The sequence below is a fragment of the Roseobacter sp. N2S genome (assembly GCF_031454055.1).
GTDB lineage: Bacteria > Pseudomonadota > Alphaproteobacteria > Rhodobacterales > Rhodobacteraceae > Amylibacter.
In genome coordinates this window covers 515,628-536,267 of record NZ_JAVDQB010000002.1, presented here as the reverse complement: position 1 = coordinate 536,267, position 20,640 = coordinate 515,628, and the positions used below count along the sequence as shown (strand labels likewise).

Below are 20,640 nucleotides of genomic sequence, written 5' to 3'. Positions count from 1 at the left end.
GCGCAGCATCAAGGATAAGACACAGGTAATATCGGGGCCACACATAAATGTTAGCGAAATACGCCAGTAATCCGGCGCTAAGCCGTGGTCGTCTTGTGGATGAGGGGCACTCGGCCCATCGCTCGGCCTTTCAGCGGGATCGGGACCGGATCATCCATTCCACCGCGTTTCGGCGGTTAAAACACAAAACGCAGGTTTTTGTCGAACATGAAGGCGATCACAACCGCACACGGCTGACCCATTCCATTGAGGTGGGACAAGTGGCACGCACGATTTCCGGCGCGTTAGGGCTGAACGTAGAGCTGACCGAGGCAGTGGCACTGGCCCATGATCTGGGTCACACGCCGTTTGGTCACGCAGGGGAAGATGCGCTTGACGAATGTATGGCGCCATTTGGGGGCTTTGATCACAACGCCCAAGCCATTAAAATTGTTACAGACTTGGAACGGCATTATGCGGAATTCGACGGGTTGAACCTGACGTGGGAATGTCTCGAAGGCATCGCCAAACACAATGGTCCCGTTTTGGGCGACATCCCTTTTGCGCTGGCGGAATATAACGCCAAACACGATCTGGAACTGTATACCCACGCCAGTGCTGAAGCGCAGGTCGCCGCGCTGTCGGATGACATCGCCTATAACAATCACGATCTGGATGACGGGTTGCGGGCTGGGTTGTTTCAAATTGACGATATTTTGCATCTGCCTTTGGTCAAACCCTGTTTTGCCGAAGTGGACAAGAAATACCCCAACCTTGATCCCGACCGCCGCCGCCACGAGGCCTTGCGCCGAGTTTTTGGTCTGATGGTGGAAGATGTGTTAACCGAAAGCAAAATCTGGCTGGATAAATCAGGGGCGCAAAGCGCGCAGGATATTCGCGCCCTTGGCCATCCCGTCATCGCCTTTTCGGATGATCTGCTGTCAGGCCTGAACGCCATTCGCCAATTTCTATACGCCAATATGTACCGCCATCCTGATGTGCTGGAAGTACGCGAGGAAATGACCAGCGTTCTGCGCGATCTGTTCCACCGCTTTATGGACAATCCCGAACTGTTGCCAGAAGGCTGGACACCCTACAGCGATGATTTCGCCCGCGCCCGTCTGGTGGCGGATTATGTGTCTGGAATGACCGACCGTTTCGCGCTGAAATTGCATAAAGGCGCGTTCGGGTGAGTTGACCCGCCACGCCAAACTGCTAAACCGCGTTTTATCTACTAGGAAAGCGCTATGAACCTATTTGCCGATATCAGAATACTTGTGCTCGACAGCCTGAATGCCCTTCAATCCGAAGGCGTGCTTCCGGCTGATCTGGATTTCACCAATGTTGCGGTGGAACCGCCCCGCGATGCGCTGCACGGGGATATGGCAACCAATGCGGCGATGGTGCTGGCCAAACCTGCCAAATCCAACCCACGTGATATTGCCGAAGCACTGGCGACCAAGCTGTTGGCAGATGACCGGATCACAGCGGCGGATGTTGCGGGACCGGGGTTCCTGAACCTGACGCTGGACCCGGCCTGCTGGACAGCGATTGTTCCGCTTGCGTTAAAGGCGGGGGTTGATTTCGGCCGCTCTGACATGGGGCAGGGCAAAAAGGTGAATGTGGAATATGTTTCCGCCAACCCCACAGGTCCGTTGCATGTGGGCCACACACGGGGCGCTGTGTTTGGCGATGCGCTGGCCAGCCTGCTGGATTTTGCAGGCTTTGACGTCACCCGCGAATATTACATTAACGATGGCGGGGCGCAGGTGGATGTGCTCGCTCGTTCTGCTTATCTGCGTTATCTTGAAGCCAACGGCCAAGAGGTTGCTTTTGAAGATGGCACTTACCCCGGCGATTATCTGATCCCCGTGGGGCAGGCGCTGAAGGAAAAATACGGCGACAGTCTGGTGGGCAAGCCTGAATCCGAATGGCTGGAAGAGCTGCGCGAATTCGGCACCGCGGCGATGATGGATATGATCCGCGCCGATCTGAAATCCCTGAACATCGAAATGGACGTGTTTTATTCCGAAAAATCCCTATATGGCACAGGGCGGATTGAGGCTGCGATCAACTCGTTGAAAGACAAGGGGCTGATCTATGAAGGCGTGCTTGAGCCGCCAAAAGGCAAATTGCCCGACGATTGGGAGCCACGGGAACAAACCCTGTTCAAATCCACTGCGCATGGCGATGACGTGGACCGCCCTGTGATGAAATCCGACGGGGCATGGACCTATTTCGCACCGGATATTGCCTATCACTATGATAAGATTACCCGTGGCTTTGATGCGTTGATTGATATTTTCGGCGCAGACCACGGCGGCTATGTGAAGCGGATGAAGGCAGCGGTATCTGCGCTGTCTGACGGCAAGGTTTCGGTCGATATCAAACTGACCCAACTGGTGAAACTGTTCAAAAACGGCGAGCCGTTTAAGATGTCCAAACGGGCAGGGACGTTTATTACCCTGCGCGATGTGGTTGAACAGGTTGGCCCCGATGTGACCCGTTTCCACATGCTGACCCGCAAACAGGATGCGCCGTTGGACTTTGATTTCGACAAGGTTCTGGAACAATCCAAAGAAAACCCTGTGTTTTATGTGCAATACGCAAATGCGCGGATTTCGTCGGTCATGCGCAAGGCAAATGAGGCAGGTGTTGATACCGCTGACGGGGTTTTGGAAGCAGCGGATTTGACCGCCAATACCCACCCCGCCGAGCTGGCGCTGGCCCGTAAACTGGCGGAATGGCCCCGTTTGCTGGAACTGGCGGCCAAGCACAATGAACCACACCGGGTTTCGTTCTACCTTTATGAACTGGCGGCGGAATACCATTCCCTGCACAATCTGGGCAAAGCCGAACCGCAATTGCGCTTTTGGCAGGCGGATAACACCGATCTGTCCCTGTCTAAAATTGCGCTGATCCGCGCCGTTTCGGTTGTTTTATCCGCCGGTCTTGGTATTCTGGGCGTGACCCCGATGACAGAAATGTAATTCGGGCGTTCCGCAGGATCAAAAACATAAAAACAGCAGGCATCAAGCCATTTTGGTTTGAAAGTTGTTACAAAAAAACCTCGGAATGCAGATAAAAGGCGGAAAAACCGCTTATTTTGGGGTTGGAGCAGTCAGACACACGATATATTGTGTGCGAGTAAAGAGGCGAACCTGATGTCCAATAAGAAGACGGAGTCTAAAACCAAAGCTGGCGCAGAGGGCGGCGGTTTAGGCGTTGTGAGAACCGCAGTAAACTGGGGGATTGCCAGCCTGTCGGTGGCTGTGATCGCCGGTTTTGTTTATTGGACCGTCAGCCTTGGCACCCGCGACCCCCATGATGTGCCGATTATTCGCGCCATGGTCGGACCGTCCCGTGTGGCCCCGGTTGATCCGGGTGGTTCGCAAGCGTCCCATCAGGGGTTGGCGGTAAATTCCGTGCAATCCGAAGGCGGCGTTGCAGCCCCGTCAGACTCGGTTGTTTTGGCACCTGCACCCGCGCAGCTGGCTGAAAATGACCAGCCCACCAGCATGGCCGATAAATCCACACAGGTTTCCGCCATGTCGGATGAAGACACCCGCGCGCAGGTCGAAGAAATCGCAGAGGCGCCCGAAGAAGACAGCGTTATCAACAGCGAAGAAGACCTCGACGCGCTTGAAATCGCAGATGAAGTCGCCGAAAAAGTCGCGCAACAGGCGCTGGCAAATGTGGATCCGGACACGATCCCGCGCAATAATATCAGCGGCACTGAATATTCCCCCAGCGCGTCGAAACGCCCGCAAAACCGCCCCAATGATCTGTCTACAGAAATCACCAGCGTGCAGCCTACATCAGCACAGCCGGACGCAGAGCCAGATTTTGAATCGGTGGACAGTGTTCCTGCGGGCACCCGTTTGATCCAGCTTGGCGCTTATGACAGCGCGGATCTGGCCAAATCGGAATGGGTAAAGCTATTGGCGAAACACAACCACCTGCTGGACGATAAAAAACGTCTGGTGATTGCGGCGAAATCGGGGGGGCGGCAGTTCTATCGTCTGCGCGCGGCGGGGTTTGACTCGCTTGATGAATCCCGTGCGCTGTGTTCGGCTTTGTTGGCGGTTGGCACACCCTGTATCCCAGTGACCTCTCGTTAATGGCGGCGCGGGCGTGCATATTCGGATGCCTCGGCCCGCGCTTGTCGCCAGATGAATCTGCCTTTTTCAGGGATGCCGATCCTTGGGGGTTCATCATCTTTGCCCGCAATATTGAAACGCCAGATCAAGTTCGCGCCCTGACCAGTGAACTACGTGATTCCGTGGGCCGCGATGCGCCGATCCTGATTGACCAGGAAGGCGGGCGCGTTGCCCGTTTTCGCCCGCCCCATTGGCGGGAATGGGACACGGCACTGGATTTTTGCACAGCGGCAGGGGGTAACGCGGCGCAAGTAATGCACCTGCGGGGGCGGATGATTGCGGCGGAATTGAAAGCGGTGGGGGTTGATGTGAACTGCGCCCCGATGCTGGATGTGGCGACCAAGGACAGCCACGCGATCATCCTGAACCGCTGCTATGGCTTTGATCCTGAAACTGTCGCTGTCAACGGGCGTGCCTTGGCAGAAGGCCAGCTTGCAGGTGGTGTGCTGCCAATCATCAAACATATTCCGGGTCACGGGCGCGCGTCACTGGACAGCCACCACGACTTACCACATCTCGATACCCCGCTGGCACAGTTGCAAAGTTCTGATTTTGTGCCCTTTTCGCGCCTGTCGGACCTGCCGATGGCGATGACGGCCCATATCATCTATTCCGCGATTGATCCTGAAAACTGCGCCACCCTGTCGCCTGCGGTGATTGATCTGATCCGCAATGACATAGGCTTTGGCGGCTTGTTGATGACGGATGATCTGTCGATGAAGGCCCTGTCTGGCAGCTTTGCCGAACGGGCGGCAGCGGCCCTGTCTGCGGGCTGTGACATGGTATTGCATTGCAACGGCGAACGCGCCGAAATGGACCCGATCCTGTCGGAGGTTCCACGGCTGACAGCCGCGGCGGCGGCCCGCGCAGAGGCTGCCTTGGTCCTGCGCCAGCCCCCCGAGCCGTTTGATTTTGCCCAAGCCGAGGATGCGCTTGCTCAGGTGATGAAAGACGCTGCCAATGACTGAACAAATTCCAGCCCAAAGCCAACAGGCCGACGATTTTGAAACCACCGAGGCGCGGATCGCCTCTGAGGCTTTGCTGATTGACGTGGACGGTTATGAAGGCCCGCTGGATTTGTTGCTGACCCTTGCCCGCACCCAAAAGGTGGACCTGCGCAAGATTTCTGTGCTGGCACTGGCAGAGCAATATCTGAAATTTGTGGACGAGGCGAAAAAGCTGCGCATTGAACTGGCGGCGGATTATCTGGTGATGGCGGCTTGGCTGGCCTTCTTGAAATCCCGCCTGCTGTTGCCTGCCGACCCCGAAGAAGAAGGCCCGTCCGGCGAAGAACTGGCCGCGCATCTGGCCTTTCAGTTGGAACGGCTTGAGGCCATGCGCCGCTCTGCCGCGCGATTGATGGCGCGGGATCAATTGGGTCGCGATTTTTTTGCCCGTGGCATTTCCCAAGATGTCAGCGTGAAGAAAAAGATCGTCTATAAGGCCACTGTTCTGGACCTCATGCAGGCCTATGCACGGCTGAAAACCAAAGACAGTTTCGCGCCGCTGCATTTCGCGGAGCGGGATCGCGTGCTGACTATGGAACAGGCGTTGGAACGGATGAAATCCCTGATGGGGCATGCAATTGACTGGGCTGACCTGTCACAATTCCTGCCTGACGGGTGGACGGTTGACGGTAAAAAACGCCGCTCTGCCACGGCGGCGACCTTTGCGGCCTCGTTAGAACTGGTAAAGGCTGGCGTGCTGGAAATTCGCCAATCCGAAACATTCGCCCCGATCCAACTGCGTAAACGTGAGGTGGATCGGTGAGCGACAGCAAACCAGAACAACCCGCCAACATCACCGAAAGCCTGTTCGAAGCCCCGCCAATGGCCGAACAGGAACGCATGATCGAGGCCATCCTGTTTGCCACAAGCGACCCCCAAACCAAGCTGCAAATCGAAAACCGTTTGCCCCACGGATCGGACGTGTCCGAGGCCATGGTACATCTGCGCAAACGCTATGAAGGGCGTGGCATCAATCTGGTGCGCGTGGGCGATGGCTGGGCTTTTCGCACCGCGCCCGATCTTGGGTTCCTGATGCAAAAAGAGCAGGTCGAGATCCGCAAACTGAGCCGTGCAGCCATTGAAACGCTGGCAATCATTGCCTATCATCAGCCTGTCACCCGTGCCGAGATTGAGGAAATTCGCGGTGTTTCGGTGTCCTCGGGGACGATTGATATGTTGATGGAACTGGACTGGATCAAACTGGGGCGCCGCCGCATGACGCCGGGGCGGCCCGTGACCTTTATTGTGACACAGAGCTTTCTGGATCACTTTGGCCTTGAAAACGCACGGGATTTGCCCGGCGTCAAAGAACTGCGGGATGCTGGCTTGCTGGACAATCGCCCGCCACCCGGCACGGCACCGCTGCAAAATGAAGACGAGGGCGGGGCGGACAATCAGGACGATATGTTCGAATAATCCCGACAGGCCAAATGCCGTGGCATTTGGAATTCCTTTACGTTCAGGCTATATTAAAACGCAAAGCCGTTAGCTGGCAGGAGCCAAGACATGAATATGAACCAGATCATCAATATGATCATCCGCTTGATTATGCGGCGCGGCATCAATGCGGGCATCAGCAAGGGCATCGGCATGACGCGCGGTATGGGCAAAGGCAGCAACCGTGCAGCCCCTCCGCCCAGCCGCCCGCAATTGTCTGCCGAGGAAGAGGCAGAGTTTCTGGAATTCAAACGCCAAAAGAAACTGGCTCGCAAACAAGCCGAAAAGAAAAGACGCCAAAACGACCCGATTGACCGTATGTGATGGCGCGCGGTCTGCCTGAAAGCACGCCGCGTATTCTGATTGTTGGCGCGGGTCCGACTGGTTTGACCGCAGCAGTTGAACTGGCACGCCAAGGTATTCTAGCGGATGTGATCGAAAAATCCGCAACCCCGTCCAATCTGTCCCGCGCTGTGGGGGTGTTGCCACGATCCATTGCAATCTTTGAACGTGCGGGTGTAGCGGATCAAATCCTGCAACAGGCAATTGCGGTAGAGCGGGTCATCTTTCACAATCAGGCTAATTCCGCCGTAGACCTGCGCCTCGATGTTCTGCCAGAAGAAAACCACCGTCTGTTTGCATTGGCGCAGGATCAGACAGAGGCTGTTTTGCGCGACAGGTTTCACCAATTGGGTGGCACCGTTCAGTTCGGTTGCGAGCTGACACAGATCACCCAGACGGAGGCCGCTGTAAACGCCAGCATCAACGACGCGCCGCACAGCTATGATTATGTGATCGGCTGCGACGGCACCCGTTCAGCGGTGCGCAGCGGTCTGGGTATTGCGTTTAATGGCATCGACCTGCCCGAAGAGTGGTCCATCGCCGATGTGGATGCAACCGATTGGCCTAATCCTAATTGTTTTCAGGGCTTTCTATTGGAACAAGGCAAGGTCGCTATCGTCGTGCCTTTAGCAGCAAACCGGTTCCGTGTGATTGCCAATCAGGCTGATGCTTTGGCCGCGCTGCCAGTACCGATGACCGTTACCACACTGCACCGCGAGGCGACATTTACCATTTCGGTGCGCCAAGTGACGCACTACCAGCAGGGCAGGGTGTTTCTGGCGGGGGACGCGGCCCATTGCCATTCGCCCGTGGGCGGGCGGGGGATGAATCTGGGCATTGCAGATGCTGCTGATCTGGCGGGGCGGTTTGTGGCAGGCGGTTTGGAAGGCTATCACGCTGCCCGCCACGCCGAAGGCAAAGCCGTCTTAACCCTAAGCGAGCGGGGGCGTCGGATCGCGACGTCGCAGAACCTGTTGCTGCGGCGTGGTCTATTGGCCGGACTCAATCTGGCAGGGTGCTTTCCCCCGATTCACCGCGCCATTGTCCGCGGTATTCTCGGGCTTTAAGGCTACATGCGGAAGTGTTTGGACAGTTTTAGACCCTGTCCTTGATAATTGGATTTCAGGTCCGCGCCGTACAGAACATCCGGTACTTCTGACATGTGTTCATATACCAACCGCCCAACGCTTTGCCCGTGTTCCAGCGCAAAAGGAGCCTCGTGGCAGCGTACTTCCAAAACACCGCGCGATCCTGTGCCGCCTGCCGCGGAATGGCCAAATCCAGGATCAAAGAACCCCGCGTAATGCACGCGGAATTCACCCACCATGGCAAGGTAGGGGGCCATTTCAGCGGCGCAGTTTGGCGGAATGTGGACGGCTTCTCGGCTGACCAAAATGTAAAACGCGCCGGGATCCAGAATGATGCCGCCGGTTTTGGTGGTCACAGGTTCCCAGAACTCGGCAGGGTCATAGTGGTTGATCAGATCAAGGTCGATCAGCCCTGTATGCGGCTTGGCGCGGTAGCCCACCAGACCGCTTTCATCCCCGTTCAAATCCACCGAGAACCCCAAGCCGCCATCAATCTGCGCGATACCATCCACCAGCCCGATTTCTTCGTGTAAAGCCGCCAGCGCGTCGTCAGATAGAACCGATTTGCCTTGGCGAAACCTGATCTGATTCAGCCGCATTCCCGGGCGCACCAGAACGGAAAAACTGCGCGGGCTGATTTCGGCATAAAGCGGGCCGGAATAGCCCCGTTCGATCCGGTCAAATTCGATCCCGCGATCGGTGATGCAGCGGGTGAAGAGATCCAGCCGGCCGGTAGAGCTTTTGGCGTTTGCAACAGCGTTAATATTCTGCGGCAGGTTCAGGGATTCCATCAAAGGCACCACATAAACGCAGCCTTTTTCCAGAACCGCGCCATTGCTCAGGTCAATTTCATGCATTTTGAAATGATCGAGCCGTTCTGCCACCGTGCCATCCGAACCCGACAGGAAAGAGGCCCGCACCCGCCAGGCCTTAGTGCCCAAGCGCAAATCAAGGGAGGCAGGCTGAATTTGCCCGACAACTGGCGCAAGTTCTGTTTGAATTTCGCCACGTGCCAGCATCTGCGCGATGCCCTGGCTGGAAACTACGCCCTGTGTTGTCATAACGGCCTCTTATCCCAAAGTTTCACGGGCTTATGCCGTATTTTGCGCAGATCCGCACCTAGAAAATGCCAACTATGTGGTCTTGGGGATGTTCGGATTTGGATATTTGACCCAAAAAGAGTCGCTTTGGGGGCGCTGCGCGATTTTTGCAGTAATAATCGACGCGGCAGGGGGGATGAACCCCTGTGGATTGTAGCATGCTCTGGATTGTTAGGGGGTTAGTGGTCGGGCTAGCAGGATTCGAACCTGCGACCTCTCGTCCCCCAGACGAACGCGCTACCAAGCTGCGCTATAGCCCGACACTCTGGCGTTCATGTAAGGGTTTGGCGGCAGCTCTGCAAGTCAGAACTGCACCCTTTTGAACGCTTTAACTGGCCCGTTTCTCTTGCTGGGCAATCGAGCGGCGCATTCCGTTGCGTGCCATGCGCAGGCTGTAATAGAGCATTTCGATTTCGCTAAGGGTTTCCGCATCGTAATCGCTGGCCATTCCGATTCGGAAAGGCGCATTCATCACCATATCGGGAACCAGTCCGGCCCAGCTATTGGCCTCTTCGTCTGAGGCGGCTTTGGCTTCGGCGGCTTCTTGTGCGGCGGCTTGGCGGTCGGCTTCTTCGGCTTTGGCCAGTGCTGCGGGAGCTAGGGCAGGGGCTGCATCCACGGCTTCATCTGCGGCCATAGGTTTAGGCTGGTCATCCGTAGATTGATCCGCTTCGTTTTGCGGCTTTTCTGGTTCAACGGCGGTTTCGGCGGCATCCGCAGCCAGTTCGTCTGGTGCCTCTGCCTTGGGGTCATCTGCTATAATCACCGGCGTCTCCTCGGGGGAAGGTGCAGTTTCTTCGGCTGCAATGGGATCGTCTTCGGCCTGCTTTGCCCGCTTCACCACCCGCACTTCGACTTTGGGTTTAGGTTTTTCGGACGGGGCGGCCTGAACCATTTTTGCGATATCGGCTTTATCTGCTGCATCTGCTGCTGATGGGGGCGTCACCACGGGAGTGTTCAGATCCGGTGACAGGTCCATCACATGCTTGACGCCTTTGTCTTTCAACAGGGATTTCGCGGCCTTGATGGTCAGCTCTTCAAAATGCAGCAGCTTTTTAATGCCCCCCAGAAGCATCATGTCTTCAGGGCGGTAATACCGCCGTCCGCCAGCCCGTTTTACCGGTTTGATCTGGGGAAAGCGGCTCTCCCAGAACCGCAACACATAGGTGGGCGTATCAAGCCATTCAGAGACTTCTGAAATGGTGCGAAACGCGTCTGGGGATTTGCTCATCTAAATTTGGTCCCTTTAGGACTTGTTGCCGTTGGCCACACGGTCCTTCATCAAATGGGAGGGCCGGAAGGTCAACACACGACGGGGGCGGATTGGCACCTCTTCGCCGGTTTTCGGGTTGCGGCCGATCCGTTCGGTTTTATCCCGAATGCTAAACGTGCCGAATGAAGAAATCTTTACATTCTCACCTGCGACCAGCGCATCAGAGATATTATCCAGCACGCTTTCAACCAGATCGGCTGATTCATTGCGTGAAAGTCCAACTTCGCGAAATACTGATTCACTTAAATCCATGCGTGTTAAGGTCTTACCGCCCATAACTGTCTCCCTGTTCTATCCCCAAACCCTATTGGAATTCTAATTTACCTGTCAACTGCAACGCATTGGTAGATAAGAAATAAATAAGAAGACTTGGGGGAAACCCCTTTGGCTGCAAAGAGTTTCGCGGCGTGGATCAAGGGGCTGATTGGCAGGCGAGATGCGGGATTTGGCGGCGAATCACCAGCGCAGAACCACAGCGCCCCACGCCAGACCGCCGCCGATGGCCTCGGCGACCAGAACCTGACCTTTTTGGATCAGGCCCTTTTCCTTGGCCACGGACAGCGCCAAGGGAATCGATGCCGCAGAGGTGTTGCCGTGGTCCTGAACCGTCACAACCACCTTTTCCATCGGCACGCCCAGCTTGGCGGCTGTGCTTTTGATAATCCGCAGATTCGCCTGATGGGGGACAACCCAGTCTACGTCTTCGTGGGTCAGTTCTGCTTTGGCCAGTGCTGCATTTGCGGTGGCGGCCAGTTTAGCGACGGCGTGTTTGAACACCTCGCGGCCTTCCATCACCAGATGTCCTGTGGACTGGGTCGAAGAGACCCCGCCGTTCACATAAAGCAGGTCATTATATTGCCCGTCGGAATTCAGGTCGGTGGCAAGGATGCCGCGATCCGAACTGTCGCCAGTGCCGTCTTGGGCCTCGAGAATCAGGGCGCCAGCGCCATCGCCGAACAGCACACATGTGGTGCGGTCTTCCCAGTTCATGATGCGGCTGAAGGTTTCCGCGCCGATCACCATCACACGCTTGGCCTGGCCCGAAACAATCAACGCATCGGCATTGGCCAGTGCAAAGGCAAATCCTGCACAAACCGCCTGAATGTCAAAGGCAAAGCCGCCGGTCATGCCGATGCGGTGTTGCACTTTGGTCGCGGTAGAGGGGAAGGTCTGGTCCGGTGTCGAGGTGGCAAGAACGATAGCGTCAATGTCAGCACCCGTCAGCCCTGCGTCTGTCAGCGCGGCATTGGCGGCATTCACGGCCAGATCAGAGGTCACTTCGCCTTCGGCGGCGAAATGACGGCGCTGGATGCCGGAACGGGATTGAATCCATTCATCTGACGTGTCCAGTTTGGTGGCAAATTCCTCATTTGGAACAACACGTTCAGGCAGGTAATGCCCAATGCCAATAGCCACAGATCGGATCGTCGTCATATGTCAGAATTTCCCGGTAATTTAGGTTCCGTCAGCACTGGTGCCTTGGGGTTCCTCTGTATCTTGTCTGTTCTGTAGGCCGGATGCAACACGGGCTGCCAGTTTTTCGGTGAAGCGCAGTTCCGCCAGTTGTTGCGCCAAGCGGATCGCAGCGGCAACACCAGTGGCATCTGCAGCACCGTGGGATTTGATCACGGTGCCATTCAGCCCCAGAAACACCCCGCCATTGACGCGGCGCGGGTCGATGCGGTGTTGTAAGCGGCGCAGGCTGGGGTAGGCGAAAAGGGCGGAAAAGCGCGAGAGCCAGTTGAATTTAAACGCTTCACGCATGCGCAAAGTGATCAGGCCTGCGGTGCCTTCACCGGTTTTCAACGCGATGTTGCCGGTGAATCCGTCAGTGACGATCACGTCTACTTTGTCAGAGTGGATGTCTCCACCTTCTACAAAGCCGACATACTCAAAATCGTTCTGCTCGGCATCTTCTTCGATGATGTCGTTGGCTTCGTGCAGTTCGGGGCGGCCTTTATGGTCTTCGGTGCCCACGTTCAGCAGTCCGACGCGGGGGCGTTCCAGCCCTAAACCGTTATGGGCATAAGAGGCTCCCATTAAGGCGAAAACCTTAAGATCCTGTGCATCGGCGCGAATATCCGCGCCCACATCCAGCATCACGTTGAATCCCTGCGGGTTCAACGAGGGCCAGAGAATCGCAATTGCCGGACGTTTGACCCCCGGAGCCTTGCGCAGTCGAATCATGGAAAGAGCCATCAGCGCGCCAGTGTTGCCACAGGACACGGCCACACTGGCCTCTTTGTCGCGCACAGCATCAAGGGCAGACCACATAGAGGTGCCTTTGCCGTGTCGCATCACGTGGCTTGGGCGGTCGTGCATGTCCACGACGCCATCCGCGTGCCGCACAGTAACCCGACCTGAAAGGGCCGGTTTGCGACTGATCAGCGGGTCTATTTCTGCCTGATTGCCATGCACAATAAACGATATGCCAGGGTCTTCACTGGCCGCTTGCGCCATGCCATCAACAACGACGGCGACCCCGAGGTCGCCTCCCATTGCATCAACAGAAATGACTGTTTTTAAAGCAGATTTTGAGCCGACAGTTACGCTTGTTTGCATATCAGATCAGCTCAATCTCACGTTGCTTAGGCTGCGTCTTCGTCGATTTCGACGTCGTCAACAACTGCAACTACTTCACGGTCAGCATAGTGACCACATGCGCCACAAACGTGATGCGGGCGTTTCAGTTCGCCGCAGTTCGGGCATTCATTCGGATTGTCAGCAACCAGTGAATCGTGTGAACGACGGTTTCCCCGGCGGGAGCGAGTGATTTTATTCTGTGGGACAGCCATGTCACAACCTCAAGATATGGCGGGTATTTATTACCCGGATGCGCGGTCATTTAACCCTTGTTCAGCGTAAGAACAAGGCGTCATTTACCGCCTGAATACAAGAGCCGCGAAAATACAAAGTTACAGTGGCTTCGCAACCCCTTTTCCTGCGATTTCTACTCTTTATTCAATTTTTCTTTCAAAGCAGCCAGCCCTGCAAAGGGCTTTGCGGCTTCATCTGTCATTGGGGCAACACCGGGTTCGGTGAAAACGGCCTCTTCCAGCGCCGCATCTGCGCTGCGGGGATAGTCTGGCATGGCCAGAGCAACCGACTCAATTGCGATGGCTTCCAGATCGACTTCGCTGCCAAGGGGATCCTCGTTCACGTCTTCGGGCATTTCCACCACGCTGTCAGCTTCGGGTTCTTCCCAGTGGGTCACAAAGATACGGGCCACAGGTTTGTCGATGCGGGTTTTGACCGGTTCCAGCGTCACAACACAGGCCTGCGTCACCGAGGCGCCGATGGTGCCGTCCAGCGCCCAGTCCTTGCGGCCGCGCGGGGTCAGTTTGCCGGTGAACCGCAGTTTTTGCACATCCAGAATGTTCAGTTTGGCGCGCGCCTCTAGCAACTGGTCTTTGTCAAACACCAGATCAAAAGAAATTTCCCGCCCCGAGGGCATGTCCGCTACGGGCAGTTGGGCCCGCGTTTCCACCCGCTTGTTGGATTTATCAATTTTAGCCATCAGTCTTCCCACATTTACGCATTTGCGTTGCTCTGGCCCATAAGATATTTGATTGTCGGGCAAGAGCAAGCTATGACACGCCAGTGACATAAGAAATGGGGCACAGGCAACATGCAATTCAAGCATGCCAAAAAGATCAGAACGTCGCTGGCGGTTATCGGCCTTGCTGTGATGACTGCCTGTTCGGCAACCTACACGAACCACGGCTTTGTGCCTGCGGATGAGGAACTGGGAAATATTCTGGTTGGATCAGACACGCGGGCCAGTGTGGAAGAAACCATCGGGCGTCCGTCGTCCACAGGGGTTCTGTCCGACAGCGCGTGGTATTACATTTCCAGTCGGGTGAAGTATTACACCTATCACAAGCCTGAAACCATTGAGCGGACTATTCTGGCGGTTTCGTTTGATTCCAACGATGTGGTCAGCAACATCGAACGTTTTGGTCTTGAGGACGGGCGCGTCATCACCTTTAGCCGCCGTGTTACAGACAGTGGCGTGCAGGGCACCAGCTTCTTCCGTCAGTTGATCGGCAACTTTGGCAACTTTAATGCCAGCCAGTTGTTGGATGACGGTTAACACGCTGCTGAAACGCAAAACGGCCCGCACATAAGGCGGGCCGAAGCAGACAGGGCTAGGGCAGGCGGGAACGCCGCCCCGACCCGTTATTCCTGATCCGTTATTCCCTATCAGTCATCATTTTCCTGTTGGAACGTCATAGCAGCGCCGTTCATGCAATAGCGCAGGCCCGTAGGTTGTGGGCCATCATTGAACACATGCCCCAGATGGGCATCACAGCGTGCGCATAACACTTCGGTGCGGCGCATGAACCAACCGTTGTCTTCGTGTTCTTCGACCGCATCGCCGTTTGCAGGTTGATAGAACGACGGCCAGCCTGTGCCGCTGTCAAATTTCGCATTCGCATCAAACAATGGCGCGTCACAGCACACACAATGGAACATGCCAGCGGCCTTGGGGTAGTTGTCATTGGTGAACGCCCGCTCGGTTCCTGCCTTGCGGGTGACTTTATAGGCCAAGTCAGACAGTTGCGCGCGCCATTCGGCATCACTTTTTACGATCTTGTCTACCATGTCATGCTCCTTCATTGATTATGAACATTGTCGTTTTACCTTTGGTCCCATAGATATAGTGAAAAGAGCTGGCTGCAACTGGCCCTGATCAACTAATGGTGTTTAATGACCGCATTTGACAATAAGATTGCCCCGATCCCAGCGGTGGTCAAAGGGCGTTTACAGGCGCGTATGGCAGCAAGCGCGCAGGATCTACAGGCGGCCCAACGGTTGCGTCACCAGATGTTTACGGGGCCACAATCGGCGGACTCGGGGGCGTTGGATGCGGATGACTTTGATCCCAAATGCCAACATGTGCTGGTAGAAGACACCCAAAGCGGTGCGGTTCTGGCCTGTTTCCGGTTTTTGCATCTGGATAGCGGGGCAGGCATAGGCATCAGCTATTCGGCGCAGTTCTATGACCTGTCCAAGCTGAAAACCTACGCCAGACCAATGCTTGAAATCGGCCGCTTTTGTACGTCTTTTGGGGCAAATGACCCTGATATTGTACGGCTTGGCTGGGCCATGCTGACCCGTTATGTGGATACCCACGGGATCGGCATGATGTTTGGCTGTTCGTCTTTTCCAGGCAATGACACAACACCGTATCACGCGGCGCTGGCCTTGCTGCAAAAACGACATCTGGCGCCCCAATGTTGGGCCCCCAAACGCAAAGCGGCCGAGACCCGCAATTTTGCCGAACTGCTGGAAACCCCGATCCAAACCTCGTCCAGCCCCCAAGCCAACCGGCCAATGCCAAGCTTGTTGCGCACCTATCTGGGGATGGGGGGCTGGGTGTCGGATCACGCTGTTATAGACCGCGCCCTTGGCACGTTTCATGTGTTCACGGGGGTGGAAATCGCAAATATCCCCGCGCGGCGGGCGCAGTTGTTACGGGCAGATGCCCGATAAAAGACTTTCGGATACCACCAATCATACTTGTTGTGGGCCGTTCGGCGAAAACGCGCCAAAACCAAACCATTTGTGCAATGCAATCCGGACTTGAACCCTGAAAGCCACTTGTCTCTGCAATGCTAACTTTGTTAAATTTCCACAATTGCTCGGCCCATTTTTCGCGAGCTGTTTAGAACCGGTCACCTTAATCATCAGTGTGGCTTGAAAGTTTTACGATATGTCCAAGGAATACGCCGATTCTCTCTGATCAACACCCACAGCACGAAAAACGTTTGAAAACGCTTCGATCCTATGACGTTTTGGATACCACAGACGAGGCAGACTTTGACGATATCGTCGCGTTGGCCTCTAAAATTTGTGATGTGCCTGTGTCGCTGATCAGCTTGGTAGATGATGACAGACAGTGGTTCAAAGCGCGGATTGGATTTGAACCCAGCGAAACCACGCTGGAACAATCGGTCTGCGCCCATGCGGTACTGGAAGAAAGTTATTTGGAAATTCCGGACATGTCGGCAGATGCCCGCACGTCTGATAACCCGCTGCACACCGATGGCCCGCAGGTCAATTTTTATGCTGGGGCTAATCTGATTGCGCCAAATGGTCTGCCCATCGGCACATTGTGTGTTCTGGATACCAAGCCCCGTGCGTTGAGCGATTTCCAACGACAGGCGCTGAAGACCCTGTCGCGGCAGGTGATGACCCAGTTGGAATTGCGCAAACGGTTGCGGGCTGAAGAAGCGCTTAGAAACGAAATTGACCACCGTGTGAAAAATTCGTTGCAGACCATCGCATCCATCACGCGGGTTGCGACCCGTGCGGTCAACGATCCCAAAGCGGTTGAGGTGCTGGATTTGGTGGTGCGTCGGATCGGGGCCGTTGCGTCGCTGCATACAGAACTGATGGGGCGCGAGGGTCAAGGCATCGTTGAGGCCAAAACCTATCTAGAGCGGGTGGGCCAGTTGTTGCGGGATGTGTCCCCTGACAACGTTGAAGTCATCGTTACCAGCGTGGATGATACGCTGGATGCCCGTAAAGCCTCGGCCATCGGGATGATCGTCAGCGAGTTTCTGGCCAATTCTATCAAACATGCCTTTCCAGATGGGCAGGCTGGCAAGGTCCACATTTCTTTGACCAAAACGGGCTATCAAGACTGGACGCTGGATTGCAGCGATACAGGGGTTGGCCGCGCTGTATCGGGGGACGCCTCTGCCGCGCCCGCGGTTTCTGGGGACGGGGCGCTGAACGGGCAGGCGGCGCTGCACACTGGGCTGGGGGAAATGTTGATGGCTTCGGCGGCGACCCAGTTGGACGGCCAGTTGGTCCAAGGTTCGGGGCCTTCGGGGACCACCTTAAAGGTGCAATTCCAAAGCTGACGGCGCAGGGCTGCTGGCAGCCCCGCTGACTTGGCGAAATTACCCGCCGGTATGGCTCATGTGGCGGGTCATGGTGCCGCCCACTTGCTGGCGGGAATAATCAAAATCATGGCCTTTTGGCTTTTTCGCGATGGCAGCATGGATGGCGCGGATCAGCGGGCTGTCATCTTCGGGGTTGTCCCGCAGAACTTTGCGCAAGTCTGCTTCATCTTCTTGCCCCAAGCACTGGAACAACTGGCCGGTGCAGGTCAGACGAACGCGATTGCAGCTTTCGCAGAAATTATGGGTCAGCGGGGTGATAAAGCCGATTTTCTGGCCTGTTTCATTCACCCGCACATAGCGTGCAGGCCCGCCGGTGTTTTCGGACAGATCGGTCAGGGACCAAGTGTTTTCCAACCGCTTGCGCAGGTCTTTCAGGGACCAGTATTGATCCAGACGGTCCTCATTGCCCAAGTCCCCCATGGGCATGACTTCGATAAAGGTCAGGTCCATACCGCGATCGGCGCACCATTTTACGATCTTTTCCAACTCATCCTCGTTGCCGCCTTTTAGGGCGACCACGTTGATTTTCACCCGCAATCCGGCCTCTTGTGCGGCGTCGATACCGTCCAGAACCTGGGCCAGACGACCCCAGCGGGTGATTTTGGCGAATTTCTGTTCATCCAGCGTATCGAGCGAAATATTCACCCGCCGCACGCCACATTCCGCCAATTCCTTGGCGTAGCGGCGCAATTGTGACCCATTGGTGGTCAGCGTCAGTTCATCCAGTTTGCCACTGTCGATGTGGCGGCTCATGGCGCGGAAATATTCCATGATACCACGGCGCACCAAGGGTTCGCCCCCCGTAATCCGCAGCTTGCGCACACCTTCGTGCACAAAGGCGGAACACAGGCGATCCAGCTCTTCAAGGGTCAGAAGTTCCTTTTTGGGCAGGAATGTCATGTTTTCGGACATGCAATAAACACATCTGAAATCGCATCTATCCGTCACCGACACCCGCAAATAGGTGATGGCGCGCTGGAAGGGGTCAACTAGTCTGGGTGCATCTGTCATAGGCTGAACCTAGGTCGAAGGTAGGCACGCTTCAAGACATTTCCCACCTTTTTCGGGGAGTTGAATTGAAACGCGGCTGCACCTATCGTCTGGGCAAAGGCGCATGGGCCGGATAAAGGCCGAAACGGGTCAAGAACAGGACAAGCAGGCATGAGAAAACAAATCCCCCTATTAGTGATCGCAGCCCTTGTGGTGACAGGATGCGGAGATCGCAGATTCGGTCTGTTTAAACGGGGGGACAAAACCGCTACGGCGGTGGCGGCAGCCCCCCAAAATGCCGAGACACCCCTCGAAACAACCACAGATGCAGCACCACTTACCGTGGCCGAGGCCAGCAAGGTTACCCCATCCGCTTTGGCCGCAGCCACCAAACCGGTCACCCGCCCCGAACAGGACAAAGGCACCACAATCGCCTCTCTTGGTTTGTTGGAACGGGATGGTTTCTGGCTGCGCACCCCCCTTGTCTCATCCGAGGCTAAGGGCCGTGTGGTTGTCGAAAAATCAGGGGCCTCGGTGAATGTGATGCTGGTGCCAAGTGGTGCCGAGGCAGGATCAGGATCGCAGCTTTCCATCGCCGCCATGCAGGTTCTGGCGATCCCGATCACCGATTTGGTGGAAGTCAGGGTCTTTATAAGATGACGGTTTTCGCCGACACGCTGGTAGCCCGCCGCGACAGTTGGGCGGCCATGTGTCAGGCGTTCGAATGGCCGGTTCTTGACCGTTTCAACATAGCAAGCGCCTGCGTCGAACGCTGGGCGCGCCAAGACCCAGAGCGCACGGCGTTGATTTGCCTGAAGGACGGGCAGTCAACGGAAAGCGTGTCTTATCAGAGCCTTAACCGGCTTTCTAACCAATTCGCGAACGTGCTGGCGGCGCAAGGATTTCAACGGGGGGATCGCTGCGCCATTCTGTTGCAGCAATCCCTAGAAACAGCGGTCTGCCATTTTGGAACCTATAAACTGGTGGGTGTGGCCTTGCCGTTGTTTACCCTGTTCGGGGCCGATGCGTTGGAATTCCGCCTGCGTGATAGCGGCGCCAAAATGCTGGTGACCGACAGCGCCAATCTGCCCAAAGTGCTGGAGGTGATCGAGCGTCTGCCCGACCTTAAAACCATCTTTTGTATTGATGGGGCAGGGCCGCAGCTAAGGGATGTTCAGATCCGTGATTTCCACGGCGATCTTGGCGCGGCATCTGACGAGTTTCGCACCAAAGCCACCGCGCCAGATGATCCCGCACTGCTGGTCTATACATCAGGTACCACTGGTCCGCCCAAAGGCGCGTTGCACGGCCACCGCGTGCTGATCGGGCATTTGCCTTGTGTGGAAATGGCCCATAATTTCTTTCCCCATTCGGGTGATCTGCAATGGACCCCTGCGGATTGGGCGTGGATGGGGGGCTTGATGAACACGTTGATGCCCAGTCTGTATTACGGCGTGCCTGTGGTCGCCTATCGCATGGGGAAATTTGATCCTGAACGTGTCTATGACCTGATCGAAACCCATTCCATCCGCAACGCTTTTCTGCCGCCCACAGCCCTTAAACTGATGCGTCAAATTCCAGCCCCGGGTGCCACCACCCTGCGATCCGTCCTTTCAGGCGGTGAGGCATTGGGGGCGGATATTCTGGACTGGGGGCGCAAGGGGCTGGGGCTGACCATCAACGAAATCTACGGCCAGACCGAATGTAATCTGGTGCTGGGCAATTCCGTGCGCGTCTTTGATCCTAAACCCGGCAGTATGGGCCTGCCCATTCCAGGGGCCAATGTTGTGGTTTTAGGTCCGGATGGTACGGTCTTGGAGCCTAGTCAAACCGGCGAAATCGCAATCCATCGCAGCCATATGGGGATGTTTCTGGGTTATTGGAACAATCCCGAAAAAACCGCCGCCAAATTTCACGGCGATTGGTTGCTGACGGGGGACATCGGGGAAACCGATGCCGACGGGTTCTTTCGCTTTTCATCGCGCGATGACGATGTGATTACCTCTGCCGGTTACCGCGTTGGCCCGAGCGAGATCGAATCCTGCCTGACCCGCCACCCTGACGTGATCTTTGCAGGCGTGATCGGCATCCCCGACGATATCCGCGGCGAGGCGGTCAAGGCTTTTGTGGTGCTGCGCGAAGGTGCGTTTCACGACGGGCTGATCGCAGAACTGATTGATCTGGTAAAACAGCGGGTTTCCCCCCATGTGGCACCGCGATCCATTCAGGTGCTGGACGAAATGCCAATGACCGCCACAAGCAAGATCATGCGGCGGGAGTTAAGGGCGTTGCATAAAGGGTAGGGCGCGCGCGGACCCTATGTTGCGCGGCCCGAATACCTTGGCTGTGA

22 protein-coding genes and 1 tRNA gene are annotated in these 20,640 nt (G+C 56.1%); 13 read left to right on the top strand and 10 right to left on the bottom strand.

Translation table 11 applies throughout. The features are described from left to right. The first annotated feature begins 47 nt into the window (after positions 1–47). The 8 genes from GGE09_RS08380 (at position 48) to GGE09_RS08345 (ending at position 7,992) form a co-directional block, all read left to right on the top strand. Complete coding sequence (locus GGE09_RS08380) at positions 48–1,172, top strand: deoxyguanosinetriphosphate triphosphohydrolase (protein ID WP_309745651.1); 1,125 nt, start codon at positions 48–50, stop codon at positions 1,170–1,172. 54 nt (positions 1,173–1,226) lie between these two features. Next, positions 1,227–2,969, top strand: coding sequence for an arginine--tRNA ligase (gene argS / locus GGE09_RS08375; protein WP_309745650.1), 1,743 nt, complete (start codon positions 1,227–1,229; stop codon positions 2,967–2,969). Between the two features lie 174 nt (positions 2,970–3,143). Further along, positions 3,144–4,100 carry an SPOR domain-containing protein gene (locus GGE09_RS08370; protein ID WP_309745649.1) on the top strand — a complete coding sequence of 319 codons (957 nt, stop codon included), beginning with the start codon at positions 3,144–3,146 and terminating at the stop codon, positions 4,098–4,100. Between the two features lie 41 nt (positions 4,101–4,141). Then, positions 4,142–5,107, top strand: coding sequence for a beta-N-acetylhexosaminidase (gene nagZ / locus GGE09_RS08365; RefSeq protein ID WP_309745648.1), 966 nt, complete (start codon positions 4,142–4,144; stop codon positions 5,105–5,107). After that, entirely contained in the window at positions 5,100–5,909 is an 810-nt protein-coding gene (locus GGE09_RS08360; RefSeq protein ID WP_309745647.1) for a ScpA family protein, read from the top strand. Before nagZ ends, GGE09_RS08360 begins: the two co-directional genes overlap by 8 nt. Positions 5,910–5,968: 59 nt before the next feature. Next, positions 5,969–6,562 (top strand): SMC-Scp complex subunit ScpB, encoded by a 594-nt coding sequence (scpB, locus tag GGE09_RS08355; protein WP_309745802.1) that lies wholly within the window; start codon positions 5,969–5,971, stop codon positions 6,560–6,562. Positions 6,563–6,652: 90 nt separating this feature from the next. Next, positions 6,653–6,907 (top strand): hypothetical protein, encoded by a 255-nt coding sequence (locus GGE09_RS08350; RefSeq protein WP_309745646.1) that lies wholly within the window; start codon positions 6,653–6,655, stop codon positions 6,905–6,907. Next, positions 6,907–7,992, top strand: a complete 1,086-nt coding sequence (locus GGE09_RS08345) for an NAD(P)/FAD-dependent oxidoreductase (protein WP_309745645.1) — start codon at positions 6,907–6,909, stop codon at positions 7,990–7,992. The genes GGE09_RS08350 and GGE09_RS08345 overlap by 1 nt, the downstream gene beginning before the upstream one ends. Before the next feature lie 2 nt (positions 7,993–7,994). On the opposite strand, the gene GGE09_RS08340 is transcribed toward GGE09_RS08345, so the two are convergent. From GGE09_RS08340 to GGE09_RS08305, 8 genes are all read right to left on the bottom strand, one after another. After that, complete coding sequence (locus GGE09_RS08340; RefSeq protein WP_309745644.1) at positions 7,995–9,074, bottom strand: 2'-deoxycytidine 5'-triphosphate deaminase; 1,080 nt, start codon at positions 9,072–9,074, stop codon at positions 7,995–7,997. A 222-nt stretch (positions 9,075–9,296) separates the two neighbouring features. Then, positions 9,297–9,373, bottom strand: a tRNA-Pro gene (locus GGE09_RS08335). 68 nt (positions 9,374–9,441) lie between these two features. Further along, on the bottom strand, positions 9,442–10,344 hold the full coding sequence (locus tag GGE09_RS08330) for a MerR family transcriptional regulator (RefSeq protein ID WP_309745643.1): 903 nt from the start codon (positions 10,342–10,344) through the stop codon (positions 9,442–9,444). Positions 10,345–10,359: 15 nt separating this feature from the next. After that, positions 10,360–10,662, bottom strand: a complete 303-nt coding sequence (ihfA, locus tag GGE09_RS08325) for an integration host factor subunit alpha (RefSeq protein WP_309745642.1) — start codon at positions 10,660–10,662, stop codon at positions 10,360–10,362. 180 nt (positions 10,663–10,842) lie between these two features. Then, the gene (locus GGE09_RS08320; protein WP_309745641.1) at positions 10,843–11,820 is read right to left on the bottom strand and encodes a beta-ketoacyl-ACP synthase III; all 978 of its coding nucleotides are present in this window, start codon (positions 11,818–11,820) and stop codon (positions 10,843–10,845) included. A 21-nt stretch (positions 11,821–11,841) separates the two neighbouring features. Further along, positions 11,842–12,948 carry a phosphate acyltransferase PlsX gene (plsX, locus tag GGE09_RS08315; protein ID WP_309745640.1) on the bottom strand — a complete coding sequence of 369 codons (1,107 nt, stop codon included), beginning with the start codon at positions 12,946–12,948 and terminating at the stop codon, positions 11,842–11,844. 26 nt (positions 12,949–12,974) lie between these two features. Next, positions 12,975–13,181 carry a 50S ribosomal protein L32 gene (rpmF, locus tag GGE09_RS08310; protein ID WP_083225535.1) on the bottom strand — a complete coding sequence of 69 codons (207 nt, stop codon included), beginning with the start codon at positions 13,179–13,181 and terminating at the stop codon, positions 12,975–12,977. A gap of 155 nt (positions 13,182–13,336) precedes the next feature. After that, entirely contained in the window at positions 13,337–13,903 is a 567-nt protein-coding gene (locus tag GGE09_RS08305) for a DUF177 domain-containing protein (RefSeq protein ID WP_309745639.1), read from the bottom strand. Positions 13,904–14,014: 111 nt separating this feature from the next. On the opposite strand from GGE09_RS08305, the gene GGE09_RS08300 reads away from it, so the two are divergent. Beyond that, positions 14,015–14,479 (top strand): outer membrane protein assembly factor BamE, encoded by a 465-nt coding sequence (locus GGE09_RS08300; RefSeq protein ID WP_309745638.1) that lies wholly within the window; start codon positions 14,015–14,017, stop codon positions 14,477–14,479. 110 nt (positions 14,480–14,589) lie between these two features. Here the strand turns inward: GGE09_RS08300 and msrB are convergent, their stop codons facing one another. Continuing rightward, on the bottom strand, positions 14,590–14,991 hold the full coding sequence (gene msrB, locus GGE09_RS08295) for a peptide-methionine (R)-S-oxide reductase MsrB (RefSeq protein ID WP_309745637.1): 402 nt from the start codon (positions 14,989–14,991) through the stop codon (positions 14,590–14,592). A 105-nt stretch (positions 14,992–15,096) separates the two neighbouring features. On the opposite strand from msrB, the gene GGE09_RS08290 reads away from it, so the two are divergent. Then, positions 15,097–15,882, top strand: a complete 786-nt coding sequence (locus GGE09_RS08290; protein ID WP_309745636.1) for a GNAT family N-acyltransferase — start codon at positions 15,097–15,099, stop codon at positions 15,880–15,882. 275 nt (positions 15,883–16,157) lie between these two features. Beyond that, entirely contained in the window at positions 16,158–17,258 is a 1,101-nt protein-coding gene (locus GGE09_RS08285) for a histidine kinase dimerization/phosphoacceptor domain -containing protein (protein ID WP_309745635.1), read from the top strand. A gap of 39 nt (positions 17,259–17,297) precedes the next feature. On the opposite strand, the gene moaA is transcribed toward GGE09_RS08285, so the two are convergent. Further along, complete coding sequence (moaA, locus tag GGE09_RS08280) at positions 17,298–18,311, bottom strand: GTP 3',8-cyclase MoaA (protein ID WP_309745634.1); 1,014 nt, start codon at positions 18,309–18,311, stop codon at positions 17,298–17,300. A gap of 150 nt (positions 18,312–18,461) precedes the next feature. Between moaA and GGE09_RS08275 the strand changes: the two genes are divergently transcribed. Next, a complete protein-coding gene (locus GGE09_RS08275; RefSeq protein WP_309745633.1) occupies positions 18,462–18,950 on the top strand; it encodes a D-galactarate dehydratase in 489 nt (162 codons plus the stop codon). After that, the gene (locus GGE09_RS08270) at positions 18,947–20,593 is read left to right on the top strand and encodes an AMP-binding protein (protein WP_309745632.1); all 1,647 of its coding nucleotides are present in this window, start codon (positions 18,947–18,949) and stop codon (positions 20,591–20,593) included. Before GGE09_RS08275 ends, GGE09_RS08270 begins: the two co-directional genes overlap by 4 nt. The last annotated feature ends 47 nt before the right edge of the window (positions 20,594–20,640 follow it).

Bases quoted from the DNA above. Each gene is read 5' to 3' on its own strand.
- GGE09_RS08345 (WP_309745645.1), top strand. From the start codon at position 6,907: ATGGCGCGCGGTCTGCCTGAAAGCACGCCGCGTATTCTGATTGTTGGC.
- GGE09_RS08370 (WP_309745649.1), top strand. From the start codon at position 3,144: ATGTCCAATAAGAAGACGGAGTCTAAAACCAAAGCTGGCGCAGAGGGC.
- rpmF (WP_083225535.1), bottom strand. From the start codon at position 13,181: ATGGCTGTCCCACAGAATAAAATCACTCGCTCCCGCCGGGGAAACCGT.
- GGE09_RS08330 (WP_309745643.1), bottom strand. From the start codon at position 10,344: ATGAGCAAATCCCCAGACGCGTTTCGCACCATTTCAGAAGTCTCTGAA.
- GGE09_RS08340 (WP_309745644.1), bottom strand. From the start codon at position 9,074: ATGACAACACAGGGCGTAGTTTCCAGCCAGGGCATCGCGCAGATGCTG.
- GGE09_RS08290 (WP_309745636.1), top strand. From the start codon at position 15,097: ATGACCGCATTTGACAATAAGATTGCCCCGATCCCAGCGGTGGTCAAA.
- GGE09_RS08270 (WP_309745632.1), top strand. From the start codon at position 18,947: ATGACGGTTTTCGCCGACACGCTGGTAGCCCGCCGCGACAGTTGGGCG.
- GGE09_RS08275 (WP_309745633.1), top strand. From the start codon at position 18,462: ATGAGAAAACAAATCCCCCTATTAGTGATCGCAGCCCTTGTGGTGACA.
- GGE09_RS08305 (WP_309745639.1), bottom strand. From the start codon at position 13,903: ATGGCTAAAATTGATAAATCCAACAAGCGGGTGGAAACGCGGGCCCAA.
- GGE09_RS08350 (WP_309745646.1), top strand. From the start codon at position 6,653: ATGAATATGAACCAGATCATCAATATGATCATCCGCTTGATTATGCGG.
- plsX (WP_309745640.1), bottom strand. From the start codon at position 12,948: ATGCAAACAAGCGTAACTGTCGGCTCAAAATCTGCTTTAAAAACAGTC.
- ihfA (WP_309745642.1), bottom strand. From the start codon at position 10,662: ATGGGCGGTAAGACCTTAACACGCATGGATTTAAGTGAATCAGTATTT.
- GGE09_RS08320 (WP_309745641.1), bottom strand. From the start codon at position 11,820: ATGACGACGATCCGATCTGTGGCTATTGGCATTGGGCATTACCTGCCT.
- GGE09_RS08300 (WP_309745638.1), top strand. From the start codon at position 14,015: ATGCAATTCAAGCATGCCAAAAAGATCAGAACGTCGCTGGCGGTTATC.
- moaA (WP_309745634.1), bottom strand. From the start codon at position 18,311: ATGACAGATGCACCCAGACTAGTTGACCCCTTCCAGCGCGCCATCACC.
- GGE09_RS08360 (WP_309745647.1), top strand. From the start codon at position 5,100: ATGACTGAACAAATTCCAGCCCAAAGCCAACAGGCCGACGATTTTGAA.
- scpB (WP_309745802.1), top strand. From the start codon at position 5,969: ATGGCCGAACAGGAACGCATGATCGAGGCCATCCTGTTTGCCACAAGC.
- argS (WP_309745650.1), top strand. From the start codon at position 1,227: ATGAACCTATTTGCCGATATCAGAATACTTGTGCTCGACAGCCTGAAT.
- GGE09_RS08380 (WP_309745651.1), top strand. From the start codon at position 48: ATGTTAGCGAAATACGCCAGTAATCCGGCGCTAAGCCGTGGTCGTCTT.
- msrB (WP_309745637.1), bottom strand. From the start codon at position 14,991: ATGGTAGACAAGATCGTAAAAAGTGATGCCGAATGGCGCGCGCAACTG.